Origin of the sequence: Photorhabdus sp. HUG-39 (genome assembly GCF_963878365.1) — a bacterium.
GTDB classification, from domain to species: Bacteria; Pseudomonadota; Gammaproteobacteria; order Enterobacterales; family Enterobacteriaceae; genus Photorhabdus; species Photorhabdus kayaii.
Map to the genome: position 1 here is coordinate 14,085 of NZ_CAWNWY010000027.1, position 19,834 is coordinate 33,918.

At 47.4% G+C, this 19,834-nt stretch carries 4 protein-coding genes; all 4 read left to right on the top strand.

Features of this window, described 5'->3' with window-relative positions; translation table 11 throughout:
- Window positions 1-19 precede the first annotated feature (19 nt).
- From AAC155_RS16610 to AAC155_RS16625, 4 genes are read left to right on the top strand one after another with little or no spacing between them, the layout of a single operon-like run.
- A complete protein-coding gene (locus AAC155_RS16610) occupies window positions 20-6,175 on the top strand; it encodes a non-ribosomal peptide synthetase (protein ID WP_113043377.1) in 6,156 nt (2,051 codons plus the stop codon).
- Window positions 6,175-17,916, top strand: coding sequence for a non-ribosomal peptide synthetase/type I polyketide synthase (locus tag AAC155_RS16615; protein ID WP_113043378.1), 11,742 nt, complete (start codon window positions 6,175-6,177; stop codon window positions 17,914-17,916). Before AAC155_RS16610 ends, AAC155_RS16615 begins: the two co-directional genes overlap by 1 nt.
- Window positions 17,913-19,010, top strand: coding sequence for a Gfo/Idh/MocA family oxidoreductase (locus AAC155_RS16620; RefSeq protein ID WP_113043379.1), 1,098 nt, complete (start codon window positions 17,913-17,915; stop codon window positions 19,008-19,010). Before AAC155_RS16615 ends, AAC155_RS16620 begins: the two co-directional genes overlap by 4 nt.
- On the top strand, window positions 19,010-19,813 hold the full coding sequence (locus AAC155_RS16625) for a thioesterase II family protein (RefSeq protein ID WP_229015630.1): 804 nt from the start codon (window positions 19,010-19,012) through the stop codon (window positions 19,811-19,813). Before AAC155_RS16620 ends, AAC155_RS16625 begins: the two co-directional genes overlap by 1 nt.
- Window positions 19,814-19,834 lie beyond the last annotated feature (21 nt).

Sequence of the window (19,834 nt, forward strand, 5' to 3'; positions counted from 1 at the left end):
TTATTTATAGGATATCTTCATGCACACGGATCTTGTCTCTCCAGATTCACTGCGTCAGATCATATCTGGCCTGTTTACTCAAAAAAATACACTGGTGGATGATAATGATGATTTAATTCGCAAAGGGCTGGACTCAATGCAAATGATGGCATTGTTAAACCAGTTGAGGCGTCAAGGATATCGCGTCACCCTTCGTGAACTGTATCAAAAACCCACACTGTATGCTTGGAGCCAGCTTCTGCAACGTCATGCGCCTGTTACTCACACAGCACTTAAGCCTGATGTGGCGCAGCCACTGATTACAGATGCTCGTCCGTTCCCGCTGACCGCGGTACAACATGCTTATTTTGTTGGGCGTTCGCCAGAGCAGACGTTGGGAGGAGTGGGTTGCCATTTATATCAAGAATTTGACGGTATCGGGTTGGAACCTGAACAACTGGAAACGGCAATTCATAGGTTGATTCAGCGACATCCGATGTTACGAGTGCGGTTTTTGCCCGATGGTCGCCAGCAAGGGATGGCTAATGCTTATTGGAAAAAATTAACGGTTCATGACCTGCGCAGCTTTACAGCAGACGAACAGCAACAAGCGCTGAGTAGTATACGTGAACAATTAAGCCATCGGGTATTACAGGTTGAACAAGGGGAGACATTCGATATTCAGCTAAGTCTGCTTGGTGAGAATCAGCACCGGTTGCACGCTAATATTGATTTGCTGATCATGGATGCCGCCAGTTTTAGCCTGTTCTTTACCGAACTGGCGGCATTAATTGTTAAACGTAACCTGCCTGTTATCCCTTCTGACTATGATTTTTGCAGCTATTTGGCGCAATATCAGGCGCAATTTGCTCAGGCTCGACAAGAAGCTGAGATATTCTGGCGTAACCGGTTAGATACCCTTCCCCCTGTCCCACAACTCCCTCTGACTAAGGAACCTTCCCTAATAAAAAACGTCCGCATTCAGCGCAGATGTTTCCGCTTGGCTCCTGAACATTGGCAACGTTTTAAACAACTTGCTCAACAAAACGGTGTTACGCCAACGATGGCATTGGCGACCGCATTTGCCGGTTTATTATCTCGCTGGAATCATGCCCCCCGCCTGTTGTTTAACCTGACATTGTTTGATAGAGCGCCGTTGCACACCGCAGTTGATAACCTGCTGGCCGACTTTACTAATATTCTGCTATTAGATATTCCCGCTGATAATTTGCCGTTCTGCCAACTCGCTAAAGATGCGCAGGCAACATTTGCCGAAGCTTACGAACACCGCTATTGGTCTGGTGTAGAAGTTTTACGTGAACTTAAAAAACGCGGTAGTCATCCATATGGTGCGCCAATTGTGTTTACCAGCAATTTAGGCCGACCTTTATATGGTGAAAATACCCGTGATGTTCTGGGAAAATCAAGTTGGGGAATATCACAAACACCTCAGGTATGGCTGGATTTCGTCGCATTTGAACATGAAAACACGCTGAATATTCAGTGGGATAGTAACGATGAACTCTTCCCTGATGGGTTAATGGATACCTTATTTACCGCTTATCAGGGGTTCATTGGAAATCTAACGGAAAACGCCACACAGTGGAGTAAAGAATTACCGGATCTGATGCCTAAATCGCAATACCAGCTTCGGTATCAGATCAATGACACAACTGAACCTTTGCCGGATGCCCTTCTGCATGAAGGTGTGTTTTTGCAAGCAGAACGTACACCAAATATTGTTGCTTTGGTGACTAATAATAAGGAAATCAGTTATGGTGAATTAAGTTTGGCCGCTCGCCGGTTAGCAACCGTGTTGCAAAAAATGTCGGTTATACCGGGAGATCGGGTTGCCATTAGCATGGAAAAAGGCGTCGGACAAATTGTTGCGGTATTGGCGATACTTTATATCGGCGGCGTTTATGTACCGGTTCCTGTTGATCAGCCAGTAAACCGACGTCGTGCTATCTGTGAAAGTGCTGGAATTCGTGTCGTTATCATTGATCCTGAACAACACATTGACCTTGAAAAACACATTGATTTTGAAAAACAAAGTGATGACTGGTCACAAGATGTACACTGTGTTTCCTGGCATCAGGATGAGCAATGGCCGCCTTTGGCAAACATGGTTAAGCGTGCGGTTACTGATCCGGCTTATATCATCTATACCTCTGGTTCAACCGGTATGCCAAAAGGAGTCGTTATCAGCCACCAGAGCGCACTCAATACCTGTTTGGATATCAATCGCCGTCATCAGGTCCAAAGTAGCGACCGGTTATTGGCACTCTCTGCTCTACATTTCGACCTCTCCGTTTATGACATTTTCGGTATTCTCACCGCGGGAGGTGCGCTGGTATTAATTAATGAAGCACAGCGTAGTGACCCATCAACCTGGGAAATGTTGATCGTGCGTCATCATGTGACGTTGTGGAATAGTGTGCCCGCACTGTTCGATATGTTACTGACCTATTGCGAAGGCATGGAGGTCGATGCGCCGAAAGCACTTCGTACTGTGATGTTGTCCGGGGACTGGATTGGCTTGTCACTGCCTGAACGTTACCGCGCCTTCAATCCTGATGGTGTTTTGAGTGCAATGGGTGGTGCAACAGAAGCGGCTATTTGGTCAAACGAATATATTATCAAAGAAGTTGAAGCACAGTGGCGCTCCATTCCGTATGGCTATCCTTTAGCTAACCAGCGTTACCGTGTCGTAGGTGAAGATGGCCGTGATTGTCCTGACTGGGTTGTCGGTGAGCTTTGGATTGGTGGTGCCGGGGTCGCATTAGGCTACTTTAATGATGAAGAACGCACTTCCGCTCAATTTGTTGTCGATCAAGGGGAACGCTGGTACCGCACTGGTGATCTGGGTTGTTACCATCCTGAGGGCTGGCTTGAATTTCTGGGACGTCGTGATAGTCAGGTAAAAATTGGTGGTTATCGAATTGAGTTGGGAGAAATTGATGCGGCCCTTAATCAGGTAATCGGAATCAGTAAAGGGGTGGCACTCGCCAGTGGCGAAAAAGAGAAGTCGCTAGTGGCGTTCCTTGAATTGGAAGGTGATTCTTTATGCCAACGGGTAAATCGTGCGCCTCAGTTACCCACTGGCTATCGTGAGCTGTTCCCTGCAATGCACGCAATAACCACGGATAACAGTGGACCTCAAGTTGCAATGTTCCTGCTGGAACATCTATCTCGTCACGGTATTACCTTTACTTCACCGCAATCATTGACAGATTGCTTGAAACGTTATCAGCCCCAACCGGAATACCATGACTGGTTTGCCCGTATGTTGGCATATCTTTGCCAATGTAAGGTACTGGTTGAATCTACACAGCATATATATCAGGCCGGATGGTTACCTGTTACATCCGATAATGAGGCGATAGGTATCCCGGAACGTTGGCATGCGGTGCTACATGATGTTCTTACCGGGCAACAGACGGCGATCGCATTACTTGACGATCCGCAATTCGCACCGGAACAACAATTGTTTGTGTTGCCAGAAACCCAGCAGTGGTTGGCAGGGTTGCAACAGGTCATCACTGCCCTTTCTCAGCGATTACAACGCCCCGTGACTTTGATGGAGTTTGATGCTCGCAGCGGTCGTTGTGCGCAGTGGTTGGCAGAGCATATTACTGATCAGCACCTCTGTTATCTCGGCTTTGAACGTTCTCAAGCACTGGTCAATCAGGCGCGAACACGGCTGAGCGGTTATGCTCATGCATCAGTACAATATTGGTCTGAACAACGTTGGCCTGAACAAGTTCCTGAATCGCTGCAACATCAGGCTGATATTATTCTGCTGAATAACGTATTACACCGGGAAGAAGATCCCGCATGTTGTGTCAAGGAATTGGTACCACTTGCTCAACCTGGCGCGTTGATATTGGCAATGGAGTTACAACAGGCATCGTCTCTTTCCCTGATTACGACTGAATTGCTTTCACCTCAAGGTATTCAATTACGCTCTGCGTCACAGTGGTTATCGCTATTACCACAACGATTGCCATTACAGGCTGAAACGCCAATTACCATCGGTAACCTTAATGTATTATTGATGCAATCAGGTGACAGTGTCACCATCCCCGATCGGGAAAAGATTAAATCGGTGCTGGCACAACATTTGCCGGGATATATGATTCCACAGCGCTTGCATATCATTCCTCGCCTGCCACTGACACCTAACGGCAAAATTGATCGTAAGGCGTTGTCGCAAGAACTACAGTCTGCGACAAAAACAGAGACATCATCACGCCGGAATGAAGTGGTTTTGTTAAATGCAGTTGAACAAACCGTGGTTGACATTTGGCAACGCTTGCTCAATACAGAGCAACTGGGCCGTGACAGTGACTTTTTCCAACTTGGTGGAGACAGTCTTCTGGCTACACGCTTAGTTGGTGAACTGACACAACAAGGCTTCAAAGGTGAACTGGGCCATCTTTTCCGTAACCCACAATTAGCTGCATTTGCGGCTACGCTGGTTCCTCTGGCTGAAACCTCATCAGCAGCGTGTGCTCTGCCGAAAGAGCAAAATGAATACCACCCTTTCCCACTCACGGAAGTTCAGCAGGCTTATTTGGTCGGGCGCCATCCGGGTTTCGCTTTAAGTGGTGTTGGTGCGCATTTCTTTATTGAATACCGGATAGAGCAATTAAATGTTCAACGTTTAAATCGGGTGTTAAATCGTCTTATCCAGCGTCATCCAATGCTCAGAACCGTGGTTGTTAATGGGCAGCAACAGGTATTAGAAAATGTCCCGCAGTTCTCCGTCAAACAACATCAATTCACCAATATTACGCAGGCCGACACATTACGTGAACAGCTTTCACATCAGGTATTAGATGCCGGCAACTGGCCGGTATTCGATTTCCAGCTTGCGCAAGATGATGGAATTATCTCCCGGCTATTTGTCAGTCTGGATAATCTGCTATTAGACGGGTTGAGCATGCAGATATTGCTGGCCGAATTAGAACAGCTCTATCTCGACGAGCAACATGAATTGCCACCATTGAAAGTGACATTCCGGGATTGTGTGTTACGCCAGCAGCAAATGCCGACGCACCAGCATTCGCTGCAATATTGGCAGGAGCAAGTGAAAACATTACCACTGGCACCACAATTGCCACTGCGTATTGCCCCGGAAAAGGTTCAATCCCCACGTTTTGTGCGCTATAGCGATCGGTTATCTGCATATGAATGGAGCCAGTTAAAACAACATGCAGCGCCTTATCAGATAACGCCTTCCGCGCTATTAATTGCGGCTTATGCAGCGGTTCTTTCTGCATTCAGTACTAAACCGGAGCTAACGCTCAACCTTACCCTTTTCGATCGTCCGCACTGGCATGAAGATATTAATCACATTCTGGGTGATTTCACTTCTCTGTCATTACTGGCTTGGCGTCCGGAGGAAAATTGGTTATCGAGTGCCCGTAGATTGCAACAACAGCTCTGGCAGGATCTGGATCACCGTCACATTTCAGCAATTAGAGTGATGCGTGAATTGGCACAGAGTCGTAGCCCCGATGCGGCCATTATGCCGGTCGTTTTCACCAGTGCGTTGGGAACACACCAAGGGCAATTTCTTTCGCATTCATCATGGATGAAACCCGTTTGGGGTATTTCCCAAACGCCACAAATCTGGTTGGATCATCAGGTTTATGAATCTGATAATGAACTTTGTCTAAATTGGGATGCTGTCGAAGAATTGTTTGAACCGCGTCAGTTGCAAAACATGTTCAATAGCTACATGACGCTGTTGCGTACCCTTGCGGCACAACCAGAAAGTTGGCATGCAGCACTGGAGCAATTGATGCCGCGGCAGCAATCCGTGATGGTTGAAAATACTGCTGTTGCCATTGCGCCATCACTGCGTTCAGCGGGATATGACCCACAAATATGCAGCGAAATTCAACGCCTGTTCTTGTCCATAACAAATCATCCTATTAACACACAACAAAACTTTTTTGAGGCAGGAGCCAGCTCACTACAGCTAATTCAATTGCATAGCAAATTACAACATGCGGGTTTTCATCATCTTGCCGTGACTGATTTATTTGCTTATCCAACAGCAGAGACGCTCAGTTTGCGCTGCCGGAAGGCTCCCCACGACGGAAATCGCCAGTCGATTACCCCTCGTCAGCGTCAACAACAAAAGCGTTTGCAACAACGGGAAAAACGTCATAAAGGAGCTGCATAATGACTGATTTAACACCTCACTATGATAATTGCGATCCTATTGCAGTGATTGGCCTTGCCTGCCGCTTTCCGCAGGCGCCAGATAGCGATACTTTCTGGCATAACCTGCAACACGGAGTTGAGTGTACTGTTCCACTCTCCCGTCAAACATTATTAGATGCAGGTATTCCTCCTGAAGTTATTGAGAGTGAAAATTTTGTCAATCGGGCAGCAATATTAGAGAAGGCGGAACAATTTGACGCCTCGCTGTTTGGTTATTCACGTCAGGAAGCGGAGATGCTCGATCCTCAACAGCGTCTTTTTCTCCAGACTGCCTGGCATGCCCTTGAGCATGCCGGTTATGCGCCACGCCATGTCCCGTTGAAAACCGGTGTTTTTGGTAGTAGCCGAGTCAGTACTTGGCTTTCATGGTCACAATTTTCCATGACTGATGTTGGCAAAGTTAAAGGGCTTCAAGCGTTAATCAGTAACGATAAAGATTATCTTGCGACACGTACCGCTTATAAATTAAACCTAAAAGGCCCGGCACTGACGGTACAAACAGCGTGTTCAAGTTCACTGGTTGCCGTACATATAGCTTGTGAAAACCTGCGTGCCGGTGAGTGTGACATGGCGTTGGCTGGTGGTGTGGCAGTTTCTTTCCCGCAAGAAAGTGGTTACTTGTATCAGCCGGGAATGATCTTCTCCCCTGATGGGCATTGCCGCCCTTTTGATAGCCAAGCAAATGGCACCTATGGTGGCAATGGCGTTGGTGTTGTCACGCTAAAACGTCTGAGTGATGCTCTGCGCGATGGCGATCCCATCATGGCTGTGCTACGTGGCAGTGCAATTAATAATGATGGCAATGAGAAAGTTGGCTTTACTGCCCCTTCGGTTAACGGTCAGCGCAACGTTATTATCGAAGCACTTCAACTGGCGGATGTCAGTGTTGATGATGTTGGTATGATCGAGACACATGGCACAGGAACGCCTCTTGGCGATCCGATAGAAGTTGACGCGTTACGCAGCATATTTTCTGACCGTAGTGTGGCGGTACCGCCTTGTTATCTTGGCTCAGTGAAAAGCAATATGGGCCATCTTGATACGGCTGCCGGCATTGCTAGCTTGATTAAAGCGGTTCTGTCTGTTTGGCATGGACATATTCCACCGACAATCAATGTTCAGCAACCCAACCCAGCTTTACGGTTGGAACAAAGTCCATTCAAGCTGGCAACACAAGGGCAACGCTGGACACAAGCATTACGTACCGCAGGCGTCTCTTCGTTTGGTATTGGTGGTACTAACTGTCATGTCGTCGTGCAATCATTGCCAGAGGAATTACGTCGTCACCGTGTCCATCATGCGCAGACTTCGCCTTTATTGCTTTCCGCTGCTTCTGAATTTTCATTACGTCAATTGGCCCAACGTTATGCGGCTGCACTCAATGGTGCACCAGAGCATCATGCAGATTTGGCATGGACCGCATTACAGGGGCGTGATTTTTCATTACCTTGGCGTTTAGCGTTGACGCTAACACCACAGAGTGCTGAAAATTTATCCGCTTTTGCCAACAAGAAACCAACACAAAATGTTTTCAGTGGGCAAATCAATAGCGAAAGTAAGCAACTTTGGCAATTTAGCGGCCAAGGTTGCCAATGGTCTGGCATGGGAAAAGCAATGTATGCCAGCTCTCCTGTTTTTTCCGCTATGTTGGATCGTTGCTGTGCAGCCTGTGCATCAGAGCTGGCATTGCCATTAAAAGCCGTGATGTTCGGAGAGCATGATGCCGCATTAGCCACCACCGAATACGCACAACCGGCAATTGTGGCGCATCAGATTGCACTGGCGGCACATTGGCGGGCGCTTGGATTGAAGCCTGATTATGTATTGGGGCACTCGGTTGGTGAATTTGCCGCTGCCGTTGTTGCCGGGATTCTCACACCTGAACAGGTGATGCCGCTCGTTGCGGTACGAGGCAAACTAATGCAAAGCTGCTCCCAAGGGGGCGCAATGCTGGCGGTTTTTGCCAATGAAGAAGAAGTACTTCCGTTCGTTCATTCGCTGGCATTAGATTTGGCGGTTTGCAATGGCCCACAACACTGGGTTTGGGCCGGTACAGAGACGGAAATTGCTACCTTGGCACAACGCCTGGAACAACAGCAGATTCGTTGCCAACGTCTAAACGTTGCCTGTGCAGCACATTCAGCCATGCTTGATGGTGTACTGGAGGCATTTTCTCTGCGTTGTAGCCAGTTGCAACCTACATTGGGGGAAATTCCGCTGATTTCTACCCTGACAGCCAATATTGCAACGGTTGAACAATTAGGTTCACCGGACTACTGGCGTAACCATATGCGTCAGACCGTACGCTATTACCCGGCGGTTGAATTTGCCCGCCAGCAAGGGGTGGCATTATTTATGGAGATGGGGGCTGATGCACAACTAACAGGCATCGGGCGGCGTGTCAGTCTGCCACAGGAAATCTGGATTACTAGCGTACAGCGTCAAAGCTCTCCAGAGACAGCTCAGCAAACGGCTCTTATGCAACTTTACTGTGCTGGTGTGCATCTTGACTGGCCGCATCTTTTCTCGCTTACTGGGGGAAAATGTCATGCTCCGCTCTATCCATTTGATGAGCAGCATTATCGCTTCCCTGCAACCAAATCTGTGCAGCCCACAACCAATATCAATGCTGGACTTGATGTAAATGCTCTGCTCGATCCTGCCATTGAGCAAAACCCCGATGCTGCAACACTACGTGAGTTGTATACCGATGCATTGGTATATCAATGTCATGGGCGTGATATTGAACAAGGTTTCAGTGCTATCGACACTATTCGAGCTGGCCGTCTGCAACCTCGTTGGCGCCCTTTGTTGGAACAATTGCTAACCTATTGCGTCCAGCAAGGTTATTACCGGGAAGTTTCTGGGCCAACAACAAGTAAAATGTATCGTCCTGATCGTCCCCTGCCATATGCCAAACGCAGATTATTAGAGACACGTTTACTCACTGCTTTCCCCGCTTTGATTTATGCGGGTGAGCGTCTATTTGCCCTGTTAAGCGATCGTTGCGATCTGCCGCGTCAGTTTGTATCAACACAAGCTGCGACCAACTCATGGCTTCCCGCACCACAACCGTGTCCCGACACCCACTATGCCCTACACTGGCGTACAATAAACATCACAGATAACCCAAGATCTTCAACGGCATATATTCTTCGTTCTTCAACTGCGAATGACGAGATAGTTAATCATTGGTGTCAGGCGGGTATTCATTTACAGCCAGAAAGCGGAAATATCTTATTGCTGCTTACTGGCAGTGATGTACTTGAATTATGCAATCAAGTTATTACCGAACTAAAACGTGATGAAGAAATACCATTAACCGTTGTCACCTGTGGTGCTCAACCGGAAACCACCTTATCACCAGAGAATATCAATCCAGCTCAATATGCTGTCTGGGCATTGTTACGTGTCGCAGTTGAAGAATATCCCCATCGTCGTATTCAAGCGATTGATATTGCTGATATCAACGATGCTAACGCTTTGTCATTAGCGCTCGGATATTTAAGTGAACATAACCGTTGGCTGAGAATACGTGGCAACCAACTCTCGGTACCCGTTTTACAACGTCAATCCTTACTGCTTTCTCAACAGCCGATGTCGATTCCTCATCAGGGTTGGCATATCGTGACTGGGGGAATGGGCGGAATTGGTCAGATTTCCATCCGTTGGTTGTTGGCCCAAGGTGCACGTAGAATCGCGGTATTTGCTCGTCGTCAGCATGCGGATTGGGACGCTTTTGTTCAAGAGTTATCACTGAATATTGAATGTGAGATCCGCTGGATTAACGTTGATGTTACTGATACGCCAGCTTTGTTAAATGCAGTGCAGACGCTGGCACAAGAGGATGGTATCGCCGGGGCAATTCATGCGGCGGGTATCGCTGATCACACCCGGTTGGCAGAACTTGAACCTCAACGTCTGTCACAAATGTTATCGATAAAAGCCCTAAGTGCATCGGCATTGCAAATTGCTCTTAAGCAACATAATGCACACTATCTGTTGCTTCATTCTTCTGCCGCATCAATGTTAGGTGCCCAAGGGCAAGGTGCTTATGCCGTTGCCAATGCTTACCTGGAATCTTTGGCGCTGACAGCACCGAGTCCGTTGATGGTAAAAACACTGGTTTGGGGTGTTTGGGGTGGCGTTGGTATGGCCCGCGAGCGGCGATTAGTGGAAAAATTGGCACAAGATGGCATGTTACCGTTCAGCGTCAATGAAGGTATTTGGCATTTTAATCAATCTCTGCGTACCGCATCTCCTTGCTATCTGGCAATACGGTTAGATGAGCATCATCCTGATATTTCGCGACGTTTACAGGCTGACATTGCTCATATCCATCCAGTGGCAACCCCAGCTCCTTCACACTCTGTCGATAACAGGCTGTATCAGGACAGTGAAGAACGGCTTAATTGGTTGCGTCAACGTATTGCTGCATTGCTACGATTAGAACAGCCTGAATGTTTGGCACCGCAACAGGATTTACTGCAACTTGGTTTGGATTCCCTATTGTTCCTGGAGCTAAATGCGGTGATCCACCAGCAATTTGGTTTCAGATTAACTGCCGAGTTGGCTTATCAGAATATGACTTTAGTGGGGCTTAATCGGCTTATTGGCGACGCATTACCTGAACAACCAGTAACCTGTTCTCAGCCTGAGATCATTATTGACAGCGCCCAACGTCATGCTCCATTCCCGTTAACACCCATTCAGCACGCTTACTGGATTGGTCGTACTCAGGCCATTGATTTTGGCGGTGTCGCGTGTCACGTCCTATTTGAATGGGATTTGACACTGGATGGTTTTGATATGGATAGTTTTGATATTCCGCGTTTTGAACAGGCATGGAATGCTTTAATTCAGCGTCATGGCATGTTGCGCATGGTAGTGGATGAAGACGGGCAACAAAGAATTTTGCCTGAAACGCCTTGGTATGTGTTATCACAAGATGATTTGCGTATGCTGGATGAAACCGCTTACCAACAGGCGCTGGTTCAGCGTCGTCATACGCTTTCTTACCAGGTCCCGCCAGCAGAACAGTGGCCGTTGTTTGAAGTTTCTGTTTCTCTGCTACCGAATGCACGCTGTCGCTTACATATGAATCTGGATCTGTTGCAGTTTGACGTACAGAGTTTCCGGATCATGATGGACGATTTGCAACGCGCTTACCACCAGCAACTACTGATCCCGCAGGTGTTTACTTTCCGTGACTATGTGATGGCGGAACAAGCTCAACGGGCAAGTAAAGAGTGGCAGGCATCATGGGCATATTGGCAGGAACAATTACCTTCGTTGCCTCCGGCGCCAAGATTACCGCTGAATCCACAACTGCCTCAGCGTAGTCAACCACAATTCACAACTTATGAAGGTCGATTAGCACAATTTGATTGGCAAATGCTTAAACAACGCTGGCAACAATGGGGCGTGACTCCTTCTGCCGGTCTGTTGACGCTGTTTGCTCATACTCTGGAATGGTATAGCCGTCATCCGTTGTTTACTCTCAACCTGACATTCTTTAACCGGCAACCTTTCCATCCAGAGGTTCAAGATCTGATTGGTGATTTTACCTCAGTCATGTTGATGGATTTTGATTTACGCAAAATAACCTCCTTGCGTGCCAGCATGGAGAAAACACAAGCTTTGCTGTGGCAACGACTGAGCCACAACTATGTCAATGGTGTTGAGGTGTTGCGAGAACTTGGCCGCCACCAAAATGGTGAATCACAAAGCAGACAACCGCTGACGCCGGTGGTTTTCACCAGCATGTTGGGAATGGCACAAGAAGGCGTCGCCATCAAACAATCCATCACTCAGTTACTGGGTGATCCCATCTTTGTTCTGAGTCAAACTCCGCAAGTCTGGCTGGATCATCAAGTCATGGAAGTAGATGGCGATCTACTGTTTAACTGGTACTGCATGGATGATGTATTAGCGCCGGGGGTTATTGAGGCACTGTTTACCGCTTATAATGCGCTGTTAGTGCAAATTTGCCATCAGCCTGACTGCATAGAACATTATGATCTTCATATTCCCCCTTCCGGTCATACCCGTTATAACTTCTGGCCGCAACAACCTGAATTGCATCAAGCTGAACAATATTTGCGTGATAAACCTGAAATACGGTTGGCAGAAATTCAGCCACGTCAGGACGACACGCAAGGTTATAACTTATGGCTGGTGGCAGAGGACAATTTGCCATTATCGCTACCAGAACCATTGGCAATAAACACCGATCAGCTACCGCTGCCTGAGTTAACTGAACAACAGGCATTTGAGCGCTCTTGGCAACATATTGAGCAGCAAGCGTTATTTGGCCTGAGCCAGACATTACTGCGTCATAATCTGTTCACTTATCCTCAGCAATGTCACACTCGTGCAGAAATTGAACAACGTGTACAACTGGCGCCACAGTATCAGCGTCTTCTTACTCAATGGTTGGCGTTATTAAACAACCAAGGATTGATTGAGAAAACCGCTGATGGATACCGTTGTCTGCAACCGCTTAATCGTGTTCTTGCTCCTACAGCAAAACTGGACGATGCCGTATGGTGTCAAACGATTAGCCGTTATGTTGCAACATGTATCGAGCAACATGATGTCCTGCTTGCCGGGCGAGGTAATGCGTTGGAACTGCTGTTTGCCGATAAACAGACCACTGCCAGCCTCTATAGTGAGAATCCAGCGTTACGATGCCTGAACCAAACTGCCGCTGAAATTGTCCGGCAATTGAGTCAAGTATCTGATCATTTCACTGTACTGGAAGTCGGTGCAGGAACTGGAGCAACCTCAGCGAAGGTACTTGAGCATAATGCACAATCGATTGAACGCTATCACTTTACCGATGTTTCGCCGCTATTTCTGGATGATGCACGCCAGTTGCTTAATCACTATGGCGAAACTGTAAAATTTGCGCTGTTCGATATTAATCAGCGTATTGATTTTAGCCAGCATCCTGAATCCGGTTATGACCTGATTATGGCGGTTAACGTGTTACATGATGCAACTCATCTGCGAAACACCTTGCAACGCCTGTCACGGTTACTAAAAACCGGTGGATGGTTGCTGATTATTGAATCGACGAAACGCGAAAGTGCGATGCAACTCGCCAGTGTTGGTTTTATTGAAGGCATTAATGCCTGGAGTGATGATCGCGGCGATAGTGCATTGATGGCGCTTGCGGACTGGCGTAAGTGCTTGGAGAAATCCGGCTATCGGGTTTCATTGGAATGGCCGGGGCAAGATGGGCCAGAACTGCATCAACAACTGATTCTGGCGCGGGCTGAACGGCAAGCACGGCTCAATATCAGTGAAATAGCGGCACAATTTTCCACTTTGCCTTATTCATTGCATGTTCAACAGCAAGAACAATTACCATTGATCATGACCGCTAAAGAGAGCGTAGCACAGCGATCAATTCCGGAAGCAGTACAACCGGAAACAGAGGATAACCAGCTCCATGATATAGAGCAGCAGGTAATCGCGCTCTGGTGTTTACTGCTTCCTCAGCCGATACAGCGCCACAGTGACTTTTTCCAAAGTGGCGGTGACAGCTTAATTGCTACCCGAATGGTGGTGCAATTGCGTCGACAAGGTTACGAACAGGCAAATCTACAACAGCTTTTTGAACATCCTAAGTTGAGTGAGTTTTGTCGCACCTTGCGAATAGTTGAAACAGTTGAAACAACACCCGCTACACAGGCTGTTCCACTTGAGACTAAGCCAGCATCGGAGCAGACGCTTCCACTTACTGCGTTGCAATATGCCTATTGGTTAGGCGAAAGCCAGCTATTCCAATTTGGTAACGGTATTGCGCATTTCTACGCTGAACTGGCTATCAACGATCTTGATCTGCCACGTTTTACCACAGCTTGGAACCGTGTGGTGAGTCATCATGCGCAATTACGTGGTTATGTGAAGGATGGGCAATATCATATTCTGCCGGAAGTGCCCTGCTATACCCCGACGGTAATTGACTGTCGTAACATGACGCCGGCTCAACGCGAGACAAAACTCGCTGATGCCCGCGATATCTTGCGCACTAAAGGTGTTCCTAGCGATAACTGGCCGCTGTTTGATTTGACGCTATATCGTACTGATGACCGGGTATGTTTATTGCATTTGACTATCGACCTACTGGTTGCTGATGGCAAAAGTCTGACGTTAATCCTACGCGATTTGCAACGCGGATATCAGGAACCTAACTGGCAGCCAGAACCACCGGCAGCGACTATTAGTGACTATATTCAAGCACTGGAGGATGAGAAAACGGGGGAAGCCTGGCAACAAAGCCGGCAATATTGGCTTAATCGCTTACCTTATCTGCCTGATGCTCCAGTGTTACCGTTAAAAGATCATCAGTCACAAGAACTTAATCAACAATGTCTGACGGGATATATCAGTCCGCAACAATGGCAGCGTTTGCAACAACGTGCAGCAGAATACCGAGCTTCACCATCACAGGTTATGCTGACGTTATTCACCCATATTCTAGCGGTATGGAGCAACAGCGAGCATTTCACCATCAATGTTCTGCATGGCAACCGACTGTTAATGCCGCAACATTGCGATACGCTGGTCGGAAATCTGTCTACTACATCATTGTTGGAAGTGGATTTACGCAATAGCACAGGATTCAGTGATGCGCTAAGTCGGATACAGAAACAGTGGTTAGCTGATCTGCAACATGCTCTATTTGACGGACAACTGGTACTCCGAGAGAAAAATCAGCACCGTCACAATCTAAACGCCGGTATGCCGATTGTGTTCAACGATACAACCGGTACAGCGGGTCAAGGGCCGGCAGGATTGGGAACGCTGAATCTCTTTGGTGCGCAAACACCGCATGTTTATCTCGACTGTATGCTGATTTCCGGTTCAGATGGTGGCGTTATCATTCAATGGGCAATTTTGCCGCAACTGTTCCAGCCACAAGTTGCAGAAAACATGTTTGCGCATTATCAGGCTAGTGTCGTCTCCCTGCTTGAACCCGATTACCAATGGAGCGCCTTACTTCCAGAGTGGCTCCCGGTAAGTGATCAGATTTTGTGCCAAGATAGTAATGCGACAAAGAATGTGTTTCCGCCCCATACGCTCTGTTCGTTAATTGAGCAGGCGGTAAATCGCTACCCACAACGTACCGCTGTAGTCGATGTTTATCGTCAAATCGATTACCGCACTTTGTGGTCACAAAGCCTGACGCTGGCTGCCCATCTACAAGCACAAGAAAATCAGCATTCGCCTCTGATTGGCGTGGTGATGGAAAAAGGTTGGGAACAGATTATCGCGGTTATAGCGATTTTATTGGCGGGACGGGCTTATCTACCTATTGATGCCAGCTACCCGCAACAACGCATCCATCAGCTATTGGCATCAGGGGAAGTTGATATTGTATTAACTCAACCTAAGTTTGCTCAACAGCTGAGTTGGCCTGATGGTGTACAGGTTATCTCTCTGGATGAAATATTACTTAACCGCTTGCCGAAAAATACCGGTGGACAGCGTTTGTCTGCCCATCCTGAGGATTTGGCTTATGTGATCTTCACATCAGGTTCTACCGGCAAACCGAAAGGGGTGATGATAGATCATCAAGGTGCGGTTAATACCATTCTTGATATTAACCAACGCATTGCTCTCAATGAACACGATAGCGTACTGGCAATATCAGAATTAACATTCGATCTTTCAGTTTATGATCTGTTCGGTACTTTAAGTTGTGGGGCAAAACTAGTTATTCCTTTTTCTGGTGACAGACGACAACCTGACAAGTTATTAACGTGGTTACAACAAGAATCAGTCACAGTTTGGAACTCTGTTCCGGCATTTGTACAACTGCTTGAGGAGTACGCCAGAGATTATCCGCACTCCTTAGAGAATCTGCGCTGGATATTGATGAGTGGTGATTGGATACCAACCAGTTTGCCAGAAAGATTATCTGCCCTTCACCCTGCCCTGAATATTCTTAGTTTGGGCGGTGCAACTGAAGCGTCAATCTGGTCTATTGCCTATCCTATCGTTCAAGTTGATCCAAACTGGCGCAGCATTCCATATGGAAAACCACTGGCTAATCAGACTTTCTATGTGCTTAATGCAACGCTTTCCCCCTGCCCGGTTTGGGTAACGGGGGAACTCTATATTGGTGGACAAGGGTTAGCGCTAGGCTACTGGGCTGATTTAGAAAAAACTGCACAAGCCTTTATTACCCATCCTCAAACCGGTGAACGGTTATACCGCACTGGTGATTTAGGGCGTTGGCGGCCAGACGGTAATATTGAGTTTCTGGGACGCAATGATCATCAGATTAAGATTCGTGGCTATCGGATTGAGTTAGGCGAGATCGAACATCGCTTATGCGAGCATCCGGATATACAACAAGCATTAGCATTTGCACATACTACGTCAACCGGTGCATTGCAACTTGTCGCAGGTTTGCGTTTATCTGACGAAGCCCCGCTATCTACAGAACTTTTACCGGTTCTGCCTCATTGGTTGCAACAGACCTTGCCCGTCTGGATGTGTCCACAGCGATTTATCATTCTTGATGCGATCCCTGTATCCGACAACGGCAAAATTGACCGACGCGCGTTGGCAGCTTTGGTTGAGGAAGCGACACAGGATATCAATCCAATATCAGTTGCTTGCAGTGTGATAGAACAAGCTGTGTTGAACCTTTGGCAATCAGTATTGGAACAACAAGCTATCAGTGTGCATGAGAGTTTCTTTACGTTAGGTGGAGACTCTCTAGCAGCGGTACGGTTAATGGTGAAAATCAATCAGACTTTTGACCGTCAATATCCACTCAGCCTGTTACAAACTTACGATACCGTACACTCTTTGGCTGAATTCATTGAACATCAGCCAGAAAACCCTTGCCAAGGGGTGATATTGAATGAGGGAAGCGTTGAACAACCTGCCCTGTTTATCGTCCATCCTATTGGTGGACATCTGTTGGGGTATCGTCATTTAGCAGCCAATTTTGGTGACCAACGCATGATTGGGTTGGCATTTTCGCCAGATAATTTAAATACAGATACTCCTTCTGTGGCAGCGTTGGCGGCTGACTATATCAGTCAAATCCGAGCGTTCCAGCCACAAGGACCTTATGCCTTGGCAGGATGGTCGTTCGGTGGATTGGTGGCTTATGAAATGGCTCATCAATTACGTGCGGTGGGTGAAAGAGTTTCTCAATGTATCCTGATTGACAGCTTTGCGCCAAATGTGCGCACCGATTTGACGCTGAATGAAACATTTTGTCATCGTCATTTCTTGCTCGATTTGCAGGGGCAATTCCCTGGTTTGACGCTGAATAATCATGTTATCACTGCTGATACTAAGACTTTCCTTAATGCGTTGCACGATGCCTTACCGCAATCTGCCCAGATTGATAGCTCGCTGACCGCACTTTATGACGTGTGGCGCCATAACCTGAACGCGTTGCTTGACTATTGTCCGCCGCAGACTTCACAGCCTTTCTGGCTTATACGGGCAGCACAGGAACTACCTGATTTTATGGATTATCTCGATCCAACCACTATCGCCTCAATCGATCTTGGCTGGCAGGCTTTTGGGCCAGTCAATGTGACACAACTTGCGGGCGATCATTACACCTTGTTCCAACATGAACATGTTGGCTCATTGGTGACTTGTCTGAAAGATATCTTGAATTCAGTACCAACCACTAATCTTGTTAAGGAGAACATATGATAAAGCCACGGCGGGTTCTGATTGTCGGTTCGAAATTTGGCGAATTATATCTTAATGCGTTCTTACAACCTCAGTCTGGTTTGGAATTAGCCGGTATTTTGGCACAGGGCAGTGCTCGCTCGCAGCAACTTGCCTGTGATTTTAATGTGCCCCTATTCCGCTCACTGGATGAACTACCAGATGATATTGATATTGCCTGCGTGGTAATACGGGCGGAGGTTATTGGCGGCAAAGGCGATCAGCTCACTCAGGCACTTTTGGCGCGTGGAATTTCTGTCATTCAGGAACACCCCCTTGATGCCGAAGCCATTAAAAGACATCAATTAACCGCAAACAAACATGATGCAATGTTTTGGGTAAATAGCTTTTATAGCCAATGTCATGCTGGAAGAAGTTGGTTACATGCAGCGCGGCAAATCACTCACTTATCACAGCAACGTCCGGTAAGTGGTTATCTGACAACCAGTCGCCAATTGCTATTTTCCGCGCTCGATCTGTTGTTACAGGCATGTCACTGTCCGGAACAGATGGAGATAGTCTATGTCGGTCAGCGAAGCTGTGCATTTCATTGCTTTGAACTTAGCTTCGCAGGGACAACAGTAACATTAAATGTACAATCCTATCTGGACCCGAGAGATCCCGATATGCACAATCTGGTCATGCATAAAATGACGCTGATCTGGCCTGTCGGTTATCTTACGCAGGAAGCCAGTTACGGGCCGGTCATCTGGACACCCGTCCTTCATGCACCTGATCATCTGAACAACGAGCAAAGCCTCTACCTGAATGCCAGTCAGCCGGATGATAACTATCTGCACCAAGCAACATCACAAATTCTTTGTCCGGCAACCAAAAACTGGATGACAGCATTTGAATGTGATGGTGCTAAAGGTGTGGCATTTCTGCTCAATACCTTAGGTTCTGTATTAAACGGTGCCCTCTGCCCACCTGCTTTTGCTTACGATTACCAACTGCGGTTAGCAGGTTTATGGCAACAAATTTTGCGTATCATGGGAGAACCTGTTACTCAGGATTTATCGGCCCCTGTTTGGATTGAGCCAGCAAAATTGATGTTAACTAAGGAAGAATGTTGATGACGTGGGCACTCCCTGCACACCCGATGATTCGTCCTTGCCTGACGACTCACGGTAAACCCAAATACACGCTGTTAATCTGCCCCTTTGCCGGGGGCAGTACCAGTGCATTCCGCCACTGGGCCACGCTAGAAAATTCAGATATAGCGGTTTCACTAGTGATTTACCCCGGACGAGACAGCCGTATGGCGGAAAAGGCAGCTACCAATATTGCGCCATTGGCGCAATCACTTTCTGACCTGATGGTGTCATTCACCCCCGTACAGAGAGAGAATCTGATACTTGTCGGTCATAGTATGGGGGCCCAAGTTGCTTTTGAAACTTGCCAACGTCTTGAACAACAAAATTGTTCACCCAAGGCACTGGTGCTTTCGGGGTGCCATGCACCTCATCTTCAATCCCGCCGCCAACTTAGCGGATTACCTGATCATGAGTTTATTGAACAATTGATTGATATCGGCGGTTGTAGCCCGATTTTGCGAGAAGACCCCGGCTTGCTTGCGCTGTTCTTACCAATGCTACGGGCTGATTTTCTTGCTACGGAACATTATCACCGGCTCGTTCAGACTGACGCGGTAAAACTGCAAACACCAACATTACTGCTTTATGGCAGTGAAGATAAAGAGGCTTCTGCGATAGAAGTTCAGCAGTGGCAACAATGGCTTGCAGACGGAGAGCAACACCTTTCATATCGCTACAAGGAGATTGTAGGCGACCATTTTTATATTACTCAAGAACCTGAGAATTTTATTCGTCACGTTACACAATTTATACAATATGTTTGTTTACAGGAGTCCGCATAATGGCACCTTTTTCTATTCTAG